Origin of the sequence: Pseudomonas sp. YNh (assembly GCF_037993085.1) — a bacterium.
Taxonomy (GTDB): Bacteria; Pseudomonadota; Gammaproteobacteria; order Pseudomonadales; family Pseudomonadaceae; genus Aquipseudomonas; species Aquipseudomonas putida.
In genome coordinates this window covers 102,380-123,722 of sequence record NZ_JBBMRJ010000013.1, presented here as the reverse complement: position 1 = coordinate 123,722, position 21,343 = coordinate 102,380, and the positions used below count along the sequence as shown (strand labels likewise).

Annotated in this window: 14 protein-coding genes and 1 pseudogene; 9 read left to right on the top strand and 6 right to left on the bottom strand. The window is 63.5% G+C overall.

Annotated elements, in window-relative coordinates:
- Nucleotides 1–40 precede the first annotated feature (40 nt).
- Nucleotides 41–1,510 (top strand): IMP dehydrogenase, encoded by a 1,470-nt coding sequence (gene guaB, locus WF331_RS15595; protein ID WP_016501267.1) that lies wholly within the window; start codon nucleotides 41–43, stop codon nucleotides 1,508–1,510.
- Nucleotides 1,511–1,588: 78 nt separating this feature from the next.
- A complete protein-coding gene (guaA, locus tag WF331_RS15590; RefSeq protein ID WP_016501266.1) occupies nucleotides 1,589–3,166 on the top strand; it encodes a glutamine-hydrolyzing GMP synthase in 1,578 nt (525 codons plus the stop codon).
- A 55-nt stretch (nucleotides 3,167–3,221) separates the two neighbouring features.
- Here guaA and WF331_RS15585 read toward each other — a convergent pair whose 3' ends face one another.
- Entirely contained in the window at nucleotides 3,222–6,179 is a 2,958-nt protein-coding gene (locus tag WF331_RS15585; RefSeq protein ID WP_340623067.1) for a membrane-targeted effector domain-containing toxin, read from the bottom strand.
- 199 nt (nucleotides 6,180–6,378) lie between these two features.
- On the opposite strand from WF331_RS15585, the gene WF331_RS15580 reads away from it, so the two are divergent.
- Together WF331_RS15580 and tadA are read left to right on the top strand one after the other, a co-directional pair.
- Complete coding sequence (locus WF331_RS15580) at nucleotides 6,379–7,761, top strand: multicopper oxidase family protein (protein WP_016501264.1); 1,383 nt, start codon at nucleotides 6,379–6,381, stop codon at nucleotides 7,759–7,761.
- Nucleotides 7,761–8,240, top strand: coding sequence for a tRNA adenosine(34) deaminase TadA (gene tadA, locus WF331_RS15575; RefSeq protein WP_016501263.1), 480 nt, complete (start codon nucleotides 7,761–7,763; stop codon nucleotides 8,238–8,240). The genes WF331_RS15580 and tadA overlap by 1 nt, the downstream gene beginning before the upstream one ends.
- Before the next feature lie 110 nt (nucleotides 8,241–8,350).
- On the opposite strand, the gene mltF is transcribed toward tadA, so the two are convergent.
- Nucleotides 8,351–9,808, bottom strand: a complete 1,458-nt coding sequence (gene mltF / locus WF331_RS15570) for a membrane-bound lytic murein transglycosylase MltF (protein ID WP_041167859.1) — start codon at nucleotides 9,806–9,808, stop codon at nucleotides 8,351–8,353.
- A 274-nt stretch (nucleotides 9,809–10,082) separates the two neighbouring features.
- Between mltF and purL the strand changes: the two genes are divergently transcribed.
- Both purL and WF331_RS15560 read left to right on the top strand, forming a co-directional pair.
- Nucleotides 10,083–13,982, top strand: coding sequence for a phosphoribosylformylglycinamidine synthase (gene purL / locus WF331_RS15565; RefSeq protein ID WP_340623066.1), 3,900 nt, complete (start codon nucleotides 10,083–10,085; stop codon nucleotides 13,980–13,982).
- Nucleotides 13,983–13,985: 3 nt separating this feature from the next.
- On the top strand, nucleotides 13,986–14,297 hold the full coding sequence (locus tag WF331_RS15560) for a hypothetical protein (RefSeq protein ID WP_016501260.1): 312 nt from the start codon (nucleotides 13,986–13,988) through the stop codon (nucleotides 14,295–14,297).
- A 105-nt stretch (nucleotides 14,298–14,402) separates the two neighbouring features.
- On the opposite strand, the gene tatC is transcribed toward WF331_RS15560, so the two are convergent.
- Genes tatC through tatA form a run of 3 tightly spaced genes read right to left on the bottom strand, consistent with a single transcriptional unit; the run spans nucleotide 14,403 to nucleotide 15,681 of the window.
- Nucleotides 14,403–15,161, bottom strand: coding sequence for a twin-arginine translocase subunit TatC (gene tatC / locus WF331_RS15555; protein ID WP_340623065.1), 759 nt, complete (start codon nucleotides 15,159–15,161; stop codon nucleotides 14,403–14,405).
- Complete coding sequence (tatB, locus tag WF331_RS15550; protein WP_016501258.1) at nucleotides 15,158–15,448, bottom strand: Sec-independent protein translocase protein TatB; 291 nt, start codon at nucleotides 15,446–15,448, stop codon at nucleotides 15,158–15,160. The genes tatC and tatB overlap by 4 nt, the downstream gene beginning before the upstream one ends.
- On the bottom strand, nucleotides 15,448–15,681 hold the full coding sequence (gene tatA, locus WF331_RS15545) for a twin-arginine translocase TatA/TatE family subunit (RefSeq protein ID WP_016501257.1): 234 nt from the start codon (nucleotides 15,679–15,681) through the stop codon (nucleotides 15,448–15,450). Before tatA ends, tatB begins: the two co-directional genes overlap by 1 nt.
- A gap of 145 nt (nucleotides 15,682–15,826) precedes the next feature.
- Here tatA and gspK point away from each other — a divergent pair, with 145 nt between their 5' ends.
- Nucleotides 15,827–16,792, top strand: a complete 966-nt coding sequence (gspK, locus tag WF331_RS15540; RefSeq protein WP_059394642.1) for a type II secretion system minor pseudopilin GspK — start codon at nucleotides 15,827–15,829, stop codon at nucleotides 16,790–16,792.
- 191 nt (nucleotides 16,793–16,983) lie between these two features.
- Here gspK and WF331_RS15535 read toward each other — a convergent pair whose 3' ends face one another.
- A complete protein-coding gene (locus WF331_RS15535) occupies nucleotides 16,984–19,059 on the bottom strand; it encodes a PhoX family protein (protein ID WP_340623064.1) in 2,076 nt (691 codons plus the stop codon).
- Between the two features lie 224 nt (nucleotides 19,060–19,283).
- Between WF331_RS15535 and WF331_RS15530 the strand changes: the two are divergent.
- Both WF331_RS15530 and WF331_RS15525 read left to right on the top strand, forming a co-directional pair.
- Nucleotides 19,284–20,920: pseudogene (locus WF331_RS15530) on the top strand (lipoprotein UxpA).
- The gene (locus tag WF331_RS15525) at nucleotides 20,917–21,342 is read left to right on the top strand and encodes a type II secretion system protein XcpP (protein ID WP_016501253.1); all 426 of its coding nucleotides are present in this window, start codon (nucleotides 20,917–20,919) and stop codon (nucleotides 21,340–21,342) included. Before WF331_RS15530 ends, WF331_RS15525 begins: the two are co-directional and overlap by 4 nt.
- Nucleotide 21,343 lies beyond the last annotated feature (1 nt).

Here is a 21,343-nt window from a genome sequence, read left to right as displayed (position 1 = left end):
AATGGCGCGCTTCCATTTTTCCCGCCCGGGAGCCCCCGCGATGCTGCGTATCAGCCAAGAAGCCCTGACCTTCGACGATATCCTCCTTGTACCTGGCTACTCTGAGGTACTGCCTAATGAAGTCAGTCTCAAGACCCGTTTGACCCGTGGCATCGAGCTGAACATTCCGCTGGTTTCCGCCGCCATGGATACCGTGACCGAAGCGCGTCTGGCCATTGCCATGGCCCAGGAAGGCGGCATCGGCATCATCCACAAGAACATGACCATCGAACAGCAGGCCGGCGAAGTACGCAAGGTCAAGAAGTTCGAGGCTGGCGTGGTCAAGGACCCGATCACCATCGAAGCCGACGCCACCGTGCGTGACCTGTTCGACCTGACCCGCCTGAACAACATCTCCGGTGTTCCGGTGCTGGCGAACGGCGACCTGGTCGGTATCGTCACCTCCCGTGACGTGCGCTTTGAAACCCGCCTGGACGCCAAGGTCCGCGACGTGATGACCCCCAAAGAGCGTCTGGTCACGGTCCGCGAAGGCGCCGACAAGAACGAAGTCCGCGAGCTGCTGCACAAGCACCGTCTGGAAAAAGTCCTGATCGTCGACGACAAGTTCAGCCTCAAGGGCATGATGACCGTCAAGGACATCGAAAAAGCCAAGGCCTACCCGCTGGCCAGCAAGGACGACCAGGGTCGTCTGCGCGTCGGCGCTGCGGTCGGCACCGGCAAGGACACCGGCGAGCGCGTTGCCGCCCTGGTTGCCGCTGGCGTTGACGTGGTGGTTGTCGACACTGCCCACGGTCACTCCAAAGGCGTGATCGACCGCGTTCGCTGGGTTAAAGAAACCTACCCGCAAGTGCAGGTGATCGGCGGCAACATCGCCACCGGCGCCGCAGCCAAGGCTTTGGCCGAAGCTGGCGCTGACGCCGTCAAGGTCGGTATCGGCCCAGGCTCGATCTGCACCACCCGTATCGTTGCCGGTGTCGGCGTGCCGCAAATCAGCGCCATCGCCAACGTCGCCGCTGCACTGGAAGGCACTGGCGTGCCACTGATCGCCGACGGCGGTATCCGCTTCTCCGGTGACCTGTCCAAGGCCATCGTTGCCGGTGCGTCCTGCGTGATGATGGGTTCGATGTTCGCCGGTACCGAAGAGGCCCCGGGTGAAGTCGAACTGTTCCAGGGTCGTTCCTACAAGGCCTACCGCGGCATGGGCTCGCTGGGTGCCATGGCACAGGCGCAAGGTTCGTCCGACCGTTACTTCCAGGACTCCTCGGCCGGCGCCGAGAAGCTTGTTCCTGAGGGGATCGAAGGCCGCGTGCCTTACAAGGGCGCCCTGGCCGCGATCATCCACCAGCTGATGGGCGGCCTGCGTTCGTCCATGGGCTACACCGGCAGCGCAACCATCGAAGAGATGCGCACCAAGCCGGAATTTGTACGCATCACCGGTGCCGGCATGGCCGAGTCCCACGTGCATGATGTGCAAATCACCAAAGAAGCCCCTAACTACCGCGTAGGCTGAGGCTTCCAGCAATATAAGGATGCGGGGCTGTCACGACAGCCCCGCGTCGTTTCCGATTTCCACTGACGAGATTGAGTCATGGCCCTCGACATTCACGCTCACCGCATCCTGATCCTCGATTTCGGTTCCCAGTACACCCAGCTGATTGCCCGCCGCGTGCGCGAAATCGGCGTGTACTGCGAACTGCACCCGTTCGACATGGACGATGAAGCGATCCGCGAATTCAACCCGCGCGGCATCATCCTCGCTGGCGGCCCCGAGTCGGTCCACGAAGCCAACAGCCCGCGTGCCCCGCAGGCCGTGTTCGACCTGAACGTACCGGTGCTGGGCATCTGCTACGGCATGCAGACCATGGCCGAACAGATGGGCGGCAAGGTCGAAGGTTCCGAGCTGCGTGAGTTCGGTTATGCCCGCGTTGACGTGGTCGGCAAGAGCCGCCTGCTCGACGGCATCGAAGACCACGTTGACGCCGACGGCGTGCTGGGCCTGGATGTGTGGATGAGCCACGGTGACAAGGTCACCCAGATGCCGGGCAACTTCCATGTACTGGCCAGCACCCCGAGCTGCCCGATCGCCGGCATGTTCGACGATACTCGCGGCTACTATGGCGTGCAGTTCCACCCTGAGGTGACCCACACCAAGCAGGGCGGTCGCATCCTGTCCCGTTTCGTGCAGGACATCTGCGGCTGTGAGGCCCTGTGGACCGCCTCCAACATCGTTGAAGACGCCATCGCCCAGGTGCGTGCGCAAGTCGGTTCGGCCAACGTCCTGCTGGGCCTGTCTGGCGGCGTAGACAGCTCGGTGGTTGCCGCACTGCTGCACCGCGCCATCGGCGACCAGCTGACCTGCGTCTTCGTCGACAACGGCCTGCTGCGCCTGCATGAAGGCGACCAGGTGATGGCCATGTTCAAAGAGAACATGGGCGTCAAGGTGATCCGCGCCGACGCTGAAAAGCAGTTCCTCGACAACCTGGAAGGCGAAGCCGACCCGGAGAAGAAGCGCAAGATCATCGGCCGCACCTTCATCGACATCTTCGACGCCGAAGCCAGCAAGCTGGATAACATCCAGTTCCTCGCCCAGGGCACCATCTACCCGGACGTGATCGAGTCGGCTGGCGCCAAGAGCGGCAAGGCCCACGTGATCAAGTCGCACCACAACGTGGGTGGCCTGCCGGAGGAAATGAACCTCAAGCTGGTCGAGCCGCTGCGTGAACTGTTCAAGGACGAAGTCCGCAAGATCGGCCTGGAACTGGGCCTGCCGTACGACATGGTCTACCGCCACCCGTTCCCGGGCCCGGGCCTGGGCGTGCGCATCCTGGGTGAAGTGAAGAAGGAATACGCCGACATCCTGCGTCGCGCCGACCACATCTTCATCGAAGAACTGCGCAAGGCCGACTGGTACCACAAGACCAGCCAGGCCTTCGTGGTGTTCCAGCCGGTCAAGTCGGTTGGCGTCGTTGGCGACGGCCGTCGCTACGCTTGGGTTGTCGCGCTGCGTGCCGTCGAGACCGTGGACTTCATGACCGCGCGTTGGGCACACCTGCCATACGAGCTGCTGGAAACTGTCAGCGGCCGTATCATCAACGAAATCGAAGGCATCTCGCGCGTTACCTACGATGTGTCGAGCAAGCCGCCGGCCACTATCGAGTGGGAATAAGTTGAGCCACAAGGGCGCCGCAAGGCGCCCTTGTCGTATCTGCGCCTTGCCTGGCTCAAGGAGCAATGTGTTGCATGCCGCGTAATCTCAGCCGGGCATGAAGCTCGGCAAGGTTTTGAAAGCGACGTTCATGAATGGCCGGCCAGTCGGGGCGCTCCACGTAGTAAAACCGCCCTTCGCGTTTGATCAGCGTGCGTCGCAAGGTCGAATCCCGGCTGCGGTTGATCAGGTATTCCTGGCCATTGGTACGTTCGATCGCGTAATCGCCAGGCCTTACCAGCAGGCTTTCAAAATCCGCTGATGGCGGGCGGGTGGTCAACACTCCGGCCCGTAGCCGCAGGTCGCTTTGCACATGCCTTAACGCGCCATCGTCGTCCAGGGCATCCACACCAGGGTCTGTGCTGTAAGCGTCAGGTTCGCCGATCGGGCGGTCTTCGACACGAAGGCCTAGCGCGCCTTCTGTTTCAGCCAGGCCGGTGACGCCATGGAAGGTGTTGGCGTGGGTACTGCCGACCAGCGCAATCCATTTTCCCGAGCCGCGCGCTGCCTGGTCTGCCTCGATAATCAAGTGTGCATGGAAGTTCATCATGCGCTGGCGTGCCGCATCGGAAACGGGTGTCGCCCACGCCTGGCGGTAACTGGCCATGCAGTCGATTGGCTGTATGCGTACGCCGTTTTTCTGTGCGCTGACCAGTACCTGTCGAAAGGTGTAGCGGCCTTCGGCGTCGGTGCGGTGGCCGACATCCTGGCCTTCCACATAGCGATCCAGCTCCTGCGGCATCACGCCTGTGCGGTTGAAGGTATCGATGTCTGCTTGCTGAAAGTCGGTGGTGAAGTGCTCCATGTACAGCGTGTTTACCTTCAGCTTGCGTAGCAGGCGCATGTTGTCGATCAGCAATCGCTTGCTGCCAAGGCCACTGTGCGCTTCGCCAATCACCAAGCCGTTAGTGTTCTGGTACAGGGTTTTGAAAACGGTTTTGGATGAAGCGTTGACGGGGATTTCGGGTATCTGTGGACGTGGCGGTGTTTGCACTGTGGCCATGAACGCATCGGCATCGGCCGCCAACTGATCACGCAGCTGGCGGAAGCGGGCTATGGCGGCCTGTCGATCCGGGGCGTCGAGGAACGCTCGCGCACCTGTAATCTCATCATCGGAAACATCCGTCAGTGAGGCGCGCAAGTCAGCTGGTATTTCGTAAGGGGTGCCGGGCAAGGGCGGCACGCTTGCGCTTGCTGACGGCCGACCCCAGATTTTCAGGCTCGAAAGCATGCCCCCGTTGAGGCCAAGGCGTTCTACCGGCCGCCACTGGCCTGCAGCATCCAGGCGGATCGGCAAGCTTTTGTAAAAAGAGAAAGGGTTATCAGGGGCTACGACGGTCCAGGATTGCAGTTCGGGTACAAAACGCACTTGGTACGGCATGCCGTCGATCAGTGCGTAAAACTGCCCATCCTGCATATGGATACCTTCAAGAAACCCTGTGCCAGGTTTGCTGCCAAGTACTACATTCGTCTCGAATGGGCGCAGTGCGTCCCAACTGCCGGTTGGCCGGAAGGGCTGGGGTACCCAGGTTTCAATTGCGTCTGCCACCTCTGAGGCACTTTCCTCATCGGGCTCCCCGCTGTGTTCTTGCGCTGATTCTTCCGCCGGTGCCGGGGCTAACCCTTCCTCGGTCGCAGCGCCGGCTTGCGCCGCATCTGCGAAATCAGTAAGGGGCTTGCCGGGTGCACTGAGTAGAAAGGTCGCATTGAACAGTGTCTCGATGGCGGCGAAAATCGCGCCGGTGATACCTGCCTTGCGTTCACGCGTCGTGTGCCCGTGAATCGCCTGGTAGATGTTCAAACCCATTTCAGCAATGCCAGCCCCCACCAGCGCCAAAGCTACCGGCCAACTCACTGCTGCCATAGGGCCGAACACCTGCAGGCCCGCCTTCAAGTAGCCGATCCACAATTGTCTGCGCAGGTCTGCGTTGGAGCGCAAAGAGAAATGCGCATCATCGATCATCCGCTGGCGAGCTTTGTTGCGCAGCCAGTCGAAACCGTCCTCTTCAATTGCCAGGTCGAGGGTGTTGAGACCGCTGTAATCATGGTTGCCCCAGCCATGAAAGAGCAGATCGATCAGGTTGTTCAGCCCGACTTTGCCGCCAGCTTCTTCGCGGTCGTCGAGGGAAAAATGTGCCAGGAAACGGGTTCGGTTTTCGACATAGGTGCAGTGAGAGAGTACCCACCAGAACAGTGCCTGGTTATTCGGGAAATAATGCAGACAGTCGACATCACCCGGCATGTAAATCAGCTGGCTGCCGTTGGCCAATTGCAGGCGAAGGATGTCCGTCGCCACATATCCGCCAATGTCGAGCGCGCAGACCCGCGTAGCGCCACCCGGTAATACCCTTTGTTGCAGGGCCTCCAGCGACGGCGGCCAGGTTGTTTTGCCCACCAGGGCGTCAGCGATATCCTGCGCGTGACGCGCTAGCGCTGATGAGGGCTCTTGCGCGCAAACTTCCAGTAATTTGCTCATGAAGTTGGCTTTGGCCAACGTGCGGAAGTTCTCTGAATGCTCGGCCCAGAAAGACGTCATCCGCGTTTTGAATGCCGTGGCAAAATCAATGCTCCAGAAATAATCCAGAACGTCCCTGGCTTCGAGTCGAACTTCATTGCGCTCGTCATACGCGTCTTTGCCTGGCCCATCGCTGTAGAAGCCAGCGAGATAACTGAGCACGTCAGCGTTGTCCTGGGCCTGGGCATCGAAGCGGTGCATCACCAGTTGTGGCAGGGTCAGGGATTCATACGGCTGATCCAGGTGTTGCCAACCGTTGAAGGTTCGAGGGCTGCTGACGGCGGTGTGAAAACGGTGCAGGTAGACATTGTCGGGCTCCAGCGCTTTCAGATCATGGCGCGCGAGGAGTTGTTGCGCGACTTCACGCGCCAGCTCGCGCATGTCAGGGCAGTCTGCAGTGAGGTGTGCGGCGAGGGTCATCAGCATTTGCTGGTCGCCAGGGAGGGTGTCGGTAAGCATCACGGTGGTCCAGTTGAAGTGAAAGGGTGCCAGCTTCGAACGGCCGTGAGCCAGGGCGGTGGTGCTTATTGCTTGTCAGGTTGCTTTGGGATGCCGGCTTTTCACTTAATATTTCCCATTTGCAGGTGTATCGTATTCGCCCTTCATCGCCAGCCACTGCTGGCAGCTTGATTGAGCAGAACACGAGGTACCCGCACCGATGTCCTTCACCCGTCGACAAATGCTCAAGGGCCTGACCGGCCTGGTTGTGGTTGGCCTGGGCGCCGGTGGCGCGGCGCGTTACTGGCTGGGCAAGGTCGAAGATGACAATGCCGGGCATGATTACGAGCTGATTGCCGCGCCGCTGGATGTCGAGTTGGTGCCAGGTTTCAAGACCGAGGCCTGGGCGTTCGGGCCGTCGGCACCGGGCACCGAGCTGCGCGTGCGCCAAGGCACCTGGTTGCGGGTGCGCTTCATCAACCACCTTCCGGTGGAGACCACCATTCACTGGCACGGCATTCGGCTGCCGCTGGAAATGGACGGCGTGCCTTATGTGTCGCAATTGCCGGTCAAGCCGGGCGAGTACTTCGACTACAAGTTCCGCGTGCCGGATGCTGGCAGCTACTGGTATCACCCGCATGTCAGTAGCTCCGAAGAGCTCGGCCGCGGCCTGGTCGGCCCACTGATCGTCGAGGAGCGTGAGCCCACCGGGTTCCAGCATGAGCGCACGTTGAGCCTGAAAAACTGGCATGTGGACGAGCAGGGCGCCTGGCTGCCTTTCAGCATCCCTCGCGAGGCGGCGCGCAATGGCACCGCAGGACGCTTGATCACCATCAATGGTCAGGCCGGCTCGGTCACCGAGCTGCCGGCTGGCCAAGTGGTGCGGGTGCGCCTGCTGAACCTCGACAACACCTGGACGTACCGCCTGAACCTCAAGGGCAACTGCGAGGCGAAAATCTATGCCCTCGACGGCAATCCGGTGACCCCGCGACCGCTGGAGGACGAGTACTGGCTCGGCCCCGGCATGCGCATTTGCCTCGCCATCCGTATTCCTCAGGCCGGCGAGGAGATCTCCCTGCGCGATGGTTTCGTGCGTCTGGGTACCCTGCGTTCGGTGGCCAGCAATGACGCGCCGAGTGACTGGCCGCCAGCGCTACCGGCCAACCCGATCGCCGAGCCGGACCTGGAGAATGCCGAAAAGCTCAACTTCAATTTCGAGTGGGCGGCCGGCGTCTCTGTCACCCCAGACCCGGACAAGCCGTCGAGTATGTGGCAGATCAACGGACAGGCCTGGGATATCACCGACAAGACCTGCGCCGACCGCCCCATCGCCACGTTGAAAAAGGGCAAGAGCTACATCTTCGAGCTGAAGAACATGACCCAGTACCAGCACCCGATCCACCTGCATGGCATGAGCTTCAAGGTGATCGGCTCCAACCGTCACGACATCAAGGAGCCGTGGTTCACCGACACCTACCTGCTGGGCAAGAACGAGCGCGCACAGGTGGCACTGGTGGCGGATAACCCGGGCACCTGGATGTTCCATTGCCACGTCATCGACCACATGGAAACCGGCCTGATGGCCGCGATTGCGGTGGTCTGATGCGCCCGCAGATCATCGATCGCAGCCGCGATCAGGAATTCATGCGCCTGGCCCTGGCCCTGGCCGCCGAAGGTGCGGCGCTGGGCGAGGTGCCCGTGGGTGCGGTGCTGGTGCAGCATGGGCAGGTGATCGGCCAGGGCTTTAACCGGCCGATCATCGACAGCGACCCCAGTGCGCATGCCGAGATGGTGGCCATCCGTGCTGCGGCGAAATCGGCCAGCAATTACCGCCTGCCCGGCAGCACCCTGTACGTGACCCTGGAACCGTGCAGCATGTGCGCGGGGCTGATCGTGCATTCGCGGGTGATGCGCGTGGTATTTGGCGCGCTGGAGCCCAAGGCAGGCATTGTGCAGAGCCAGGGGCAATTCTTCGGCCAAGGGTTCCTCAACCATCGGGTGATGGTGGAGGGCGGGGTGCTGGCGCAGGAGTGTGGGCAGATCCTCAGCGATTTCTTCAAGGCCCGCCGGGCCAAGACTTGACCTGAACCGGCCTCTTCGCGGGCATGCCCGCTCCCACAGAAATATCTACTCCCTTGGGGCTCTGCTGTACCTGTGGGAGCGGGCGCGCCCGCGAAGAGGCCGGTGCAGGCCTACATCGGCGGCGACTGATCCGCTGGCTTGTCCTTGTTCACCCCAGGCACATGCAGGTTGCCCTCGGCCACCTGGCCTTCGAGCTGCGGCTGGGTCACCCAGGTGAGGATGTCGTAGTAACGACGGATGTTGGCCACGAAGTGCACCGGCTCGCCGCCACGGGCATAACCGTATTTGGTCTGGCGATACCACTGCTTCTGCGACAGGCGCGGCAGCATCTTCTTCACGTCCAGCCACTTGTTCGGGTTGAGCTTCTCGCGCTTGGCCAGGGTACGGGCGTCTTCCAGGTGGCCACTGCCGACGTTATAGGCAGCCAGGGCGAACCAGGTGCGGTCCGGCTCCTGGATACTGTCGTCCAGCTCGGCCTTGATCTTCATGAAATACTTGGCACCACCCTGGATGCTCTGTTTCGGGTCCAGCCGGTTGGACACACCCATGGCCTGGGCGGTGCGCTGGGTCAGCATCATCAGGCCGCGAACACCGGTCTTGGAGGTGACCTCCGGCTGCCACATCGATTCCTGATAGCCGATGGCGGCCAGCAGACGCCAGTCTACCTGCTCGACCTTGGCGTAGCTCTTGAAGTGCTTTTCGTACTTGGGCAGGCGCTGTTGCAGGTGCTGGGCGAAGGTGTAGGCACCCACATAACCCAATACGTCGACATGGCCGTAATAGCGGTCTTTCAGGCGTTGCAGGGTGCCGTTCTTCTGCGCCTTGTCGAGAAATTCGTTGATTTCGTTGAGCAGGCTGTTGTCTTCGCCCGCTGCCACTGCCCAGCGCTGGTCGCGGGTGTCGCCCACGTCGAAGGCCACGCGCACGTTGGGGAAGTACACCTGGTTCATCGCCAGCTCGTTGGAGTCGACCAGGGTCAGGTCGATCTGCCCTTCGTCGACCATGCGCAGCAGGTCGACCACCTCCACGGCATCCGACTCTTCATATTCCAGGCCGGGGTTCTGTTTTTTCAGCTCGGCCAGCAGGTCGGCATGGCTGCTGCCTTTGAGCACCATGATTTTCTTGCCGACCAGGCCCTTGGCATTGGTCGGGCGCGGGCGGCCGTTGCGGTAGATGACCTGCGGGGTCACTTCCAGGTACGGGTGCGAGAATTTCGCCTGGGCCGTGCGCCGCTCGCTGCTGACCAGGCCGGCGGCTGCCAGCACCGGGCCGGAGGGTTTGCCGAGGTCGTCGAACAGCTCATCGAGGTTGTCGGCAGTCTCGATCTCCAGCTTCACCCCGAGATCGTCGGCGAAATGCTTGACCAGCTCGTACTCGAAACCGGTTTCGCCGTTGCGATCCTGAAAGTAGGTGGCCGGGCTGTTGCGGGTGATCACGCGCAGCACGCCATCCTCCTTCACGCGCTCGAGGGTGCTGGGTTTTTCAACGCAGGCACCGAGCAGCAGAAAGAGTCCGGTTGCGAGAAGCCATTTGGCGCAACGCTGGCGCAAAGCAGTGTGGGCGAACATAGGTTGCAGTATACGCAAAGGACCGGTTCAACCATATCTCGACAACGGTTAGCTTGTCTGGTAGCGGGTTTTGTGGTTTGAGGAGCTTGCCTGGCGATGTGTGGCGCTCGATCTCCCAAGCGCTGAAGAACCCAAGGCGAACCCCTCGGAAATCTGACCCGAAAGTCCGGTTACGCCGCCCGGCAGCCGTGGCGTAGAGCGGGTGCCGAAAGCCATCGAATTAGGCTAGAATGCACGGCCTCTAAGCACACCCCTTCCTGAGGCTGTCCCGACGATGTTGATCCTGCGCGGCGCTCCTGCCCTTTCTGCCTTTCGCCACGGTAAATTACTCGAGCAACTGAGCCAGAAAGTCCCCGCTGTTACTGGTTTGTATGCCGAATTCGCCCACTTCGCCGATGTCGATGGCGAGCTGACCGCCGACCAGCAGCAGGTGCTGGGCCGTCTGCTCAAGTACGGCCCGAGCGTGCCGGTACAGGAGCCGACCGGCCGCCTGTTCCTGGTCGTGCCGCGGTTGGGCACCATTTCGCCGTGGGCCAGCAAGGCCAGCGACATCGCCCACAACTGCGGCCTGCAGTCGATCCAGCGCCTGGAGCGCGGTATCGCCTACTACGTGGCCGGCACCCTGAGCGACGCTGATGCCGCACTGATTGCCGCCGAATTGCACGACCGCATGACCCAGCGTGTGCTCGCCCAGCTGGAGCAGGCATCCGACCTGTTCAGCCACGCCCAGCCCAAGCCGATGACCTCGGTGGATATCCTGGGCGGTGGCCGTGAGGCCCTGGCCCAGGCCAACATCGACCTGGGCCTGGCCCTGGCCGAAGACGAGATCGATTACCTGGTCGCGGCCTTCCAGAACCTTGCGCGCAACCCGAACGACATCGAACTGATGATGTTCGCCCAGGCCAACTCCGAGCACTGCCGCCACAAGATCTTCAACGCCAGTTGGGACATTGACGGCCAGGCTCAGGAAAAAAGCCTGTTCGGCATGATCAAGAACACCTACCAGATGCACAGCGAAGGCGTGCTGTCTGCGTACAAGGACAACGCCTCGGTGATCGTCGGCAATGTTGCCGGCCGCTTCTTCCCGAACCCTGAAACCCGCCAGTACGGCGCGGTGCAGGAGCCGGTGCACATCCTGATGAAGGTCGAAACGCACAACCACCCGACCGCCATCGCCCCGTTCTCGGGCGCTTCCACCGGCTCTGGCGGCGAAATCCGTGACGAAGGTGCTACCGGCCGTGGCGCCAAGCCCAAGGCTGGCCTGACCGGCTTTACCGTTTCCAACCTGCGTATCCCGGGCTTTGAACAGCCGTGGGAACAGGCTTACGGCAAGCCAGAGCGTATCGTTGACGCCCTCGATATCATGATCGAAGGCCCGCTGGGCGGTGCTGCGTTCAACAACGAATTCGGTCGCCCGGCCCTGACCGGTTACTTCCGTACCTTCGAGCAGTCGATCAACACCCCGCACGGCGAAGAGGTGCGCGGCTACCACAAGCCGATCATGCTGGCCGGTGGCATGGGCAACATCCGTGAAGACCACGTGCAGAAGGGCGAGATCACCGTCGGCGCCAAGCTGATCGTGCTCGGCGGCCCGGCCATGCTGATCGGCCTGGGCGGCGGCGCCGCTTCGTCGGTGGCGACCGGTGCCAGCTCGGCTGACCTGGACTTCGCTTCGGTACAGCGCGAAAACCCTGAAATGGAGCGCCGTTGCCAGGAAGTCATCGACCGCTGCTGGCAGCTGGGCGACAACAACCCGATCGCCTTCATCCACGACGTCGGCGCGGGCGGTATCTCCAATGCCTTCCCGGAACTGGTCAACGACGGTGGCCGTGGTGGCCGCTTCGAGCTGCGTAACGTGCCCAATGACGAGCCGGGCATGGCCCCGCACGAAATCTGGAGCAACGAATCGCAAGAGCGTTACGTGCTGGCTGTCAGCGCGGTCGACTTCGAGCGTTTCCAGGCCATCTGCGAGCGTGAGCGTTGCCCGTTTGCCGTGGTCGGCGAAGCGACTGAAGAGCCGCACCTGACCGTAAGCGACAGCCACTTCGGCAACACGCCTGTGGACATGCCGCTGGACGTGCTGCTGGGCAAACCGCCGCGCATGCACCGTTCGGTTACCCGCGAAGCCGAGCTGGGCGATGACTTCGACCCGAGCGAGCTGGACCTGGACAACGCCGTCCAGCGCGTGTTGAACCATCCGGCGGTGGCCAGCAAGAGCTTCCTGATCACCATCGGCGACCGCACCATCACCGGCCTGGTTGCCCGCGACCAGATGGTCGGCCCGTGGCAGGTACCGGTCGCCGACTGCGCCGTCACCGCCACCAGCTTCGACGTCTACACCGGTGAAGCCATGGCCATGGGCGAGCGCACCCCGCTGGCGCTGCTGGATGCCCCGGCGTCCGGCCGCATGGCCATCGGTGAAACCCTGACCAACCTGGCGGCCTCGCGCATCGACAAGCTGTCCGACATCAAACTGTCGGCCAACTGGATGTCCGCTGCCGGCCACCCGGGTGAAGATGCCCGCCTGTACGACACCGTCAAGGCTGTCGGCATGGAGCTGTGCCCGGAGCTGGGCATTACCATTCCGGTCGGCAAAGACTCGATGTCGATGAAGACCAAGTGGAGCGATGAGGGCGGCGAGAAGAGCGTCACCTCGCCAATGTCGCTGATCATCACCGGCTTTGCCCCGGTCACCGACATCCGCAAGACCTTGACCCCTGAGCTGCGCATGGACAAGGGCGAAACCGACCTGATCCTGATCGACCTGGGCCGTGGCAAAAACCGCATGGGCGCCTCGATCCTGGCCCAGACCTACGGCAAGATCGCTGCCCAGGCACCGGACGTCGACGACGCCGAAGACCTCAAGGCCTTCTTCGCCGTGATCCAGGGCCTGAACGCCGACGGCCACCTGCTGGCCTACCACGACCGCTCCGACGGCGGCCTGGTCACCACCGTGCTGGAAATGGCCTTCGCCGGCCACTGCGGCCTCGACCTGCAACTCGACCCACTGACCGACAACCGCAAGGACGTCCCGGCCATCCTCTTCAACGAAGAGCTGGGTGCGGTCATCCAGGTTCGCCAGGATGCCACCCCGGACGTGCTGGCACAGTTCAGCGCCGCTGGCCTGGGCGAAGAGTGCGTCGCAGTGATCGGCAAGCCGGTCAACAACGCCGAAGTGTCCATCAGCCTGAACGGCGAAGTGCTGTTCGACGACGACCGTCGCATGCTGCAGCGCCAGTGGGCCGAGACCAGCTACCAGATCCAGCGCCTGCGCGACAACGCTGATTGTGCCGACCAGGAATTCGACCTGCTGCTCGAGGAAGACAACCCGGGCCTGTCGGTCAAGCTGGGCTTCGACGTCAACGACGACATCGCCGCGCCGTACATCAAGAAGGGCGTGCGCCCGCAAGTGGCCATCCTGCGTGAGCAGGGCGTCAACGGCCAGGTCGAGATGGCAGCCGCCTTCGACCGCGCCGGTTTCGCCGCCATCGACGTGCACATGAGCGACATCCTCGCGGGCCGAGTCGACTTCGAGGCCTTCAAGGGCCTGGTCGCCTGCGGTGGCTTCTCCTACGGTGACGTGCTGGGTGCCGGTGAAGGCTGGGCCAAGTCGGCGCTGTTCAACGCCCGTGCCCGTGACGCCTTCCAGGCCTTCTTCGAGCGTACCGACAGCTTCGCCCTGGGCGTGTGCAACGGTTGCCAGATGATGTCCAACCTGCACGAGCTGATCCCGGGCACCGAGTACTGGCCGCACTTCGTGCGTAACCGCTCGGAGCAGTTCGAGGCACGCGTGGCCATGGTCGAGGTGCAGAAGTCCAACTCGATCTTCCTGCAGGGCATGGCCGGTTCGCGCATGCCAATCGCCATCGCCCACGGTGAAGGCCATGCCGAGTTCGCCAACGAAGCGGCACTGCTGGAAGCCGACCTGTCCGGTTGCGTGGCCCTGCGCTACGTCGACAACCACGGCAAGGTCACCGAAGCCTACCCGGCCAACCCGAACGGCTCGCCGCGTGGTATCACCGGCCTGACCAGCCGCGACGGCCGTGTGACCATCATGATGCCGCACCCGGAGCGTGTGTTCCGCGCCGTGCAGAACTCCTGGCGCCCGGATGAGTGGCAGGAAGATGCCGCGCTGATGCGTATGTTCCGCAACGCGCGGGTGTGGGTGAACTAAGGCGTGTACAAGCTCGCCTTCTTCGTCCCCGCCAGCCACGTCGAAGTGGTCAAGGCCGCTGTGTTCGCTGCGGGTGGCGGGCGCATCGGTGACTATGACCACTGTGCCTGGCAAACCCTGGGCCAGGGCCAGTTCCGCCCGTTGGACGGCAGCCAGCCGTACCTCGGGCAAACCGGCCAGGTCGAGGTGGTGGAGGAGTGGAAGGTGGAGCTGGTGGTGGCTGACGACCTGATTACCCAGGTCGTCGCAGCGCTCAGGCAAAGCCACCCGTACGAGACGCCAGCCTATGAGGTCTGGCGGCTCGCCGAGTTCTAGACCGCATCAAGGCCATCGCCGGCAAGCCAGCTCCCACAGGGATAACACCCATATCAGACACTGTGATATCCCTGTGGGAGCTGGCTTGCCGGCGATAGGGCACTGTCAGCCAGCCACAATCTCCTTGCCTTGCTCAGGCTGCTTCAACATTCCACAAGCCAGCAACCCCACCTCGAACAGCACCCACATCGGCACCGCCAGCATCGTCTGCGAAAACACATCCGGCGGCGTCAGGATCATCCCCACCACAAAGCACCCGACGATCACGTAGGGCCTGCTGCGCCTCAGTGTGGCTACATCTGCCAACCCCACCCAGACCACGATGAACGTCGCCACCGGGATCTCGAACGCCAGCCCGAACGCCAGGAACAGCGCCAGGATGAAGTCCAGGTACTGGCTGATATCGGTCATCATCGCCACGCCGTCCGGCGTTACGCTGGCAAAAAAGCCGAACATCATCGGGAACACCAGAAAGAACGCGAACGCCATGCCGGCATAGAACAACACGATGCTCGACACCAGCAGCGGCAAGGCCATGCGCCGCTCTCGGCGGTACAGCCCCGGCGCCAGAAAACCCCAGGCCTGGTGCAGCAGTAGCGGCATGGCCACGAACAGTGCGCACATTGCGGTCAGCTTGAAGGGTGTCAAGAACGGCGAGGTGACGCTGGTGGCGATCATGCTTGCGCCTTCCGGCAAAAAGCGCCGCAGCGGCTCGGATATGAGCGTGTACAGCTTCTGGGCGAAAGGGAACAGGCCGGCGAACACCACTGCTACCAGCGCCAGGCAACGCACCAGGCGTTTGCGCAGGTCGCGCAGGTGTTCGGTCAGCGGCATGCCGGCCGCCGGGTCCATGGCAATACTCATGAGGCGTTTTCCTTGGGCAGCGTGACGGTGGCCGCGTCATTGGCCGGCTCCGTGTTCAGGCTGATGCCTTGGCGGATCTCCTGTTCCAGGCGCTGCAAGGGGGCGCTGTCGAGGTCGGGCAACTCGATCTCGCGCTCTACCTGCGTGCGCAAGGCATGCATGGCCCGGCGCGCCTGGCCCAGGCCGCGGCCAAGGGTGCGCGCTGCCACCGGCAGGCGCTCCGGGCCCAACACCAGCAGCGCGACGACGCCAACCAGCAGCAGCTCGCTGAAGCCTACCTCGAACATCAGGCCTGACGGTCCGCTTGAGGCTGCTGCGTGGCCTGGCCGGTCAGTGGGGCCTGTTGCTGAACCTGCGCCTGGCCAGGTGCGTTGGCGTCAGCGTCGCCGCCCATGGACTTGCGAAAACCCTGGATCGCCTCGCCCACATCGCTACCAAGGCCCTTGAGGCGCTTGGTACCAAACAGCAGAAATACGATCAGCAGTACGATCACCAGTTGCCAGATTCCAATGCCACCCATTGCGACCACTCCTGTAAGGTCATGAAAAGGAACGGCAATCCTGCCTCGTGTAGATGACGTGCACATGACGAGCGGGCATTGCCATCTACCTGCAACACGCCGCGTGTTCACTGGCGTCTTTCTTCCACGAGCGAGGCACGCACGGATGGGTGGCAGGCAACAGCAGGGTGCGGCCCTGCTGATGGTGATGGTGGTGTTGGCAATGCTGGCGGCGGGCATGGCCTGGCTGGTGGAAGATGGCCGGCGCCAGGTGGATGAAGTGCGCCTGCTGCACCAGCGGGTGCAGGCGCGGGCCATGGAGCAGGCTGGCCTGGCCTATGCCGGGCAGGCCCTGCGCGACCCCGCCTGGCGGCTTAGCCCGCTGTTTTGGCAGGCCTTGCGTGGGCAGCCGCTGAACTACGATTTTGGCGCCGGTCACGCGCAACTGCGGGTGCGCGACCAGCACACCTGCTTCAACGTCAATGCACTGCTGGGCGCCGATGGCGAGCGTGCCGAACGCCAGTTGCGCTACCTGCTGGGCGACGACATGGCTGCCGAGCGCCTGGTCGATGCGCTGGCCGACTGGCTCGACGCCGACAGCGACACCCGCCTGCAGGGCGCCGAAAGCGCCCAGTACCTGCGCCAACAGCCGCCGCGCCTGGCGGCCAACCAGCCGATGCTCGACACCAGCGAGCTGAACCTGCTGCTGGAGCCGGACGCCGCTCGCCAGGCTCGTTACCCGATGCTCTGCGCCTTGCCCCAGGTCACCGGCTGGCGCCTGAACGCCAATGCGCTTGGGCTGGAGCATCTTCCGTTACTGGAGGCGCTGTACGAAGGGCGCTATTCGCGGTCGTTGCTCAGCCGCATCATCAGCGGGCGGCCGGCGTCGGGGTACGTGGATGCGGCCGCGTTGCGCCAGGCGCTGGGGGCGGTGGATGACGAAACGTTCGAACGGCTGAGCGAAGGGTTGCTGCTGAACAGCGGGTATTTCCTGTTGCAGTTGTCGTTCGAGGAAGAGGGGCGGGCGATACGCAGCGAATTCCAGGTGGAAGCGCTGGGGGTGGTGCAATGGCATGCCCGGGTGCCGGCGCAGCAAGTGCGGGTGCGTAGCCGGGAGCCCATGGCCTGGTAGGGCTTGAGATTGTCGGGGCTGCTGTGCAGCCCTTTCGCCGGCAAGCCAGCTCCCACAGGAAACCACGATATTCAGAGGCTGTGTATCCGCTGGCTCCCGCAGGAAACCAAGGCATTCATGGCCTGTGATATCCCTGTGGGAGCTGGCTTGCCGGCGAAAGGGCCGCAAAGCGGCCCCCGGAAACAGCTCGATCAGGCAGTCCCGATTTCCCCGCCATCATTGCGTTGAATCACCACCGTCGAAGCCCGCGGCCTTACCTTGGCCCCAGCTGGAGTAGCATCGGTCGCCTTGTCGGTATACGGCCAGTTCCCGGGGTGCTGAATGTTGACGAACAAGGTCTTGTTGTCCGGGGTAAAGGCAATCCCGGTCACTTCGCACTCATTCGGCCCAACAAAGAAGCGGCGCAGGTCCACTTGGTTCTGTGCGTTCACCGGCACTTGCTTTCCGGTAGCGTCCACAAGGTCGGTAGGGATCACTGCCAGCAACTGGTCGTTGGTGTAATCGGTGAGGGTACTCTCGCCGTTGTCGGTCTCGAACCACAGCACGCCACGGCTATCGAAGCTCATGCCGTCGGGGCTTGCGAACTGGTTCAGTTCGGTCAGGCCGGAACGGTTGATGTCGGCAGTACCGGCGGCGTTTGCGCCGAACACGAAGATGTCCCAGTTGAAGCTCAACTGGTCGTCGCTGTCGTGCCAGCGAATGATGTGGCCGTGGCGGTTCGGGCCGCGCGGGTTGGCCGCGTCGACCTTTTCCGGGGTGCGCGCGCTGTTGTTGGTCAGGGTCAGGTACACGTCGCCGTTCAGCGGGTTGACCGTCGTCCATTCCGGGCGGTCCATCGGCGTTGCGCCCACGGCATCGCCAGCCCCACGGGTGTTGAGGATGATGCCTGGCAGGTCACCATACAGCGCACCCAGGGTGCTGCCAGCTGTGGTGGCGGTGGCCATGTCCAGCAGCAGCCATACGCCGGTGCCATCGGCATTGAAGCGCGCCACATAGAGCTTGCCCTGGTCCAGGTACTTGGCGCCGGTGGCCAGGCGGTCGGCCGGGTTGGCATCGGCGGCATCCCACACAGCGGTGGACACCCACTTGTACAGGTACTCGTTGTTCGAGTCGTCACCCATGTACCACACCAGCGGCTTGCCGGGGACTGGCAGGCCTGGGGCGCAGCCCTCGTGGCGGAAGCGGCCCAGCGCGGTGCGCTTGGTGGCCAGGGTGCTGCTGTTGTACGGGTCGATCTCGACGATGTAACCGTAGGTGCTGGCTTCGTTGCGGTAGTCGTCGGTCGCGCTGGCGCCCTTGATGGTGACGTCGAAACGGGCGAACTCGTCGGCCACTTCGGTGCTGTCACCGGCAGCGCTTTCCCACTTGTACTGGCCGCTGGAGGTGCCCACGCCAATACGGCGCTGGTCTTCGGGGCGGGTGCCCTTGTTGACGAAGATGCCCGGCCAGTTCTCTTCACAGGTCAGGTAGGTGCCCCACGGGGTGTAACCGTTGCCGCAGTTGTTGTTGGTGCCACGGCAGTGGGTACCGGCGGTGGAGTATTTGGTCTTGACGTGGTCGGTGCCGCGCAGCGGGCCGGTGATTTCCATGCGCGACGCTGTGGTGAAGCGGCGGTTCAGCGGGTCGTTGTCGACCACCTGCCAGCGGCCGCTGACTTTCTTCAGGCGCACCACGCCAGCCCCGTGGGCGTTGATTTCCTTGCGCACTTCCTCGACCGGGCGCTTGCCGTTGACATCGGTGGTCGGGCCGGCCGGGTGCAGGGCGGCGGTGTCGATGTATTCGAAGTTGATCGCCAGCAGGCCGTCTTCCGAACTGCCGTTGATAGGGAAGAAGTGCATGCCGTCATGGTGCATGCCCATGGCGTTGGCCTGGTCGGTCGAGGTGTTGCTGCCGTCGGACTTCCATGGGTTGGCGTTGCTGTTCAGCGGCGTGCCCCACGGCGCCAGCACGTAGGCGCTGTAACCGGCGGCAACGACACAGGCGTCGGTGCGCGAGCCCGGGATGGACTGGAAGCCCAGTGCCAGTTTTGGCACCTCCGGCTCAGTCACAGGCGGTTCGGTCACCGGTGGCTCGGTGACCGGATCATCGTGATCGGAACCACCACCGTCGAAGCAGCCTGTCAGGCCGGTACCGGCAATCATGGCGATGGCGGCGCCCAGGCTGCCGCGCATCACGCTGCGGCGGCTGAGGTAGGCGTCCATGACGTTGGCCATCGGCATGTTGGCGCTGTGGTTCCGGTCCAGGTTGTCGCCGGTATCTCGACTCATCAGGGTGTCCTTGTAATGGCTGAGTTAGAGGAACCCGCGACTTTAGTGAGGAAATATGATGATTGATTGGCAGAAATGTTAAGGGGTTTTTAAAACGACTCGCTCTTAGAAGGTCCTCTGACAGATCAATTTGGAATGTCTGTCGGATTTCTGCCATCAAACTGTAATGCCAACGCCGCAACATCCGGGGCCCTGAATGAATGTGGAAAAGGACGGCGGGTGCGATGGCGAGCAGTGTGCACAGGCGCGAAGTGATCGGCTGGATGGGTGTCGGGGCATTGGCACCGCTGCTCGGCGCCTGTTCTGCCTTCCCTGGGCAGCAGGGCGGCAACGCCCGGCTCGACCTGTTGTACGTGGCCGATACGCTCGATGCCCGCCAACCCGGCCAGGCCGTGGTGCCAGCGACCCGCCTGGGGCCGGTCAGCCACTTGGGCCGCGCGCCGTGGATGACCGGCAGCAGCGCCAGCCTTGCCTACCCGCAACTGGCACCGCTGCTCGATGCCAGGCAGCCGCCGCGCAGCTGGGCGGCTATGCGGTGCTGGCGGCGCTGCTGGAGCAACTGCGCGGCGAGGCCGGCGCAGGCAATAGCCTGACCCTGGAGAATGGCCAAGGCTGGAACGGCAGTGGCCTGGCCTACCTGACCCAAGGCGAAAGCGGGGTGCAGGGCAGTCAACTGCTGGGCACCGAAGCGCGGGTCAGCAGTGACGAACGTGTGCTGTGGCCACAACGCAGTACCGGGCTGTATCGCCAGGCTGGCGCCGTTACCCTCGGCGCAGGCCTGGCGGACGCGCAACGCAAAGCCCTGGGCCTTGAAGCCTTGCACGTCTTCGAGCGCGGCGGCGCACGGATTGCCGTGGTCGGCGTGACCGACCCCTATGCCCAGGACCAGAAAGCTTCCCTCAAACTGTGGTACCAGTCGCTGCAGCCGGTGTTCGAGCAGGCCCGGCGCGAGGCCGACCTGGTGGTGGCCATGGCCGATGTCGGCACCGGCCCCGGGCTGTGGCTTGCCGAGAGGGTTCCGCAAATCGATGTGCTGTTGTGCGCCCGTGGCCAGGACCTGTGGCCGGCGCCCGTCGAGGTAACCCAGGCCAGTGGTCGGCTTGTGCCGGTGCTGTTTGCCGGTTGCCGGGGCAGCGGTGCCTTCCGCCTGCGCTGCCAGCGCGTGGCCGGGCTGTGGCAGTTCGACGGGCGTTTCTTCCCGGCCTTTGCACAGCAACTGGCGCCAGCCGCGCAGCTGCGTGTCGGGGCATTGCAGGCACAGCTGCACCAGCAACGTGCCGGCCACGCGGCGTGGCTCGACCAGCCGCTGGCCCGCGCGCCACAGGCCTTGTGGCGCCGTGATACCCGTGGCGGCAGCTGGGACCGCCTGCTGCATCAGGCCTTGGCCGATGACAACGGCATGCCCGTGCTGTTGCCGGGCCTGCGTTACGACTACCCGCTGCCCACAGGTGCTTCGATCACACGTGAACACCTGATCAGCCTCACCGGTGGCTACCCGGCACCGGTGGTCGAAGCGCCGGCCCGGCAGGTGGAACAAGTGCTGGAGAACGCTGCAGAGCAGCTGTTCGGCGATCCGCTGCTGCTGGACAACAGCCAGGACCTGCCGCGCTGGCAGGGCCAGGCCTGGGGTGTCAGCTACAGTCCGCAAGGCAAGCGCATCACTGGGCTGGAGCCGATGCAGGGCCTGTGCCGCACCTTCGGCCTGCAGTTTGAAAGCCAGGCTGGCGAACCCCTGTGGCAACGGGTCGAAGCCTGGCTCGCCCGCCAACCTGGCGACTGGCAACTGGCGCCGCTGCAACTGCCCGAAGTGCGTTACGTGCAGGGGCACCCGGGGTGGCACCCACGGCAGTTGGCCTCGTGACACTCGCCTCGCGCTTGTTCACCGGCGCTGGCCTGACGCTGGCCGGCTGGCTGGCCGCCCAGTGCGTGCTGCAACTGAGCCGCCAGCCGCAACCGGCCATGGTGCCGGCGACGGTCGCCAACCCGCTGCCGGGGCTGATGGTCGGCCACTGGCAAGCGCCCATCGACGACGGTGCCATCGCCATTACCCGCCTGCCATTGCACTACCTCGGCGGCCTCAGGGCGCAGCCGCTGTCTTCCAGTGTGGTGGTGCTGCGCTACGGCGAGCAGGTGCGCACCCTGGCCCGCGGTCAGCGCCTGGCGCCGGGGATCGTGCTGCAGGACATCGACACCGATGGCCTGATTTTCAACAACCAGGGGCGGCGTGAACGCCTGCCCTGGCCGCCACGCCCCGCCGTGACCGGCTTCAAGCGGCAAGGATGAA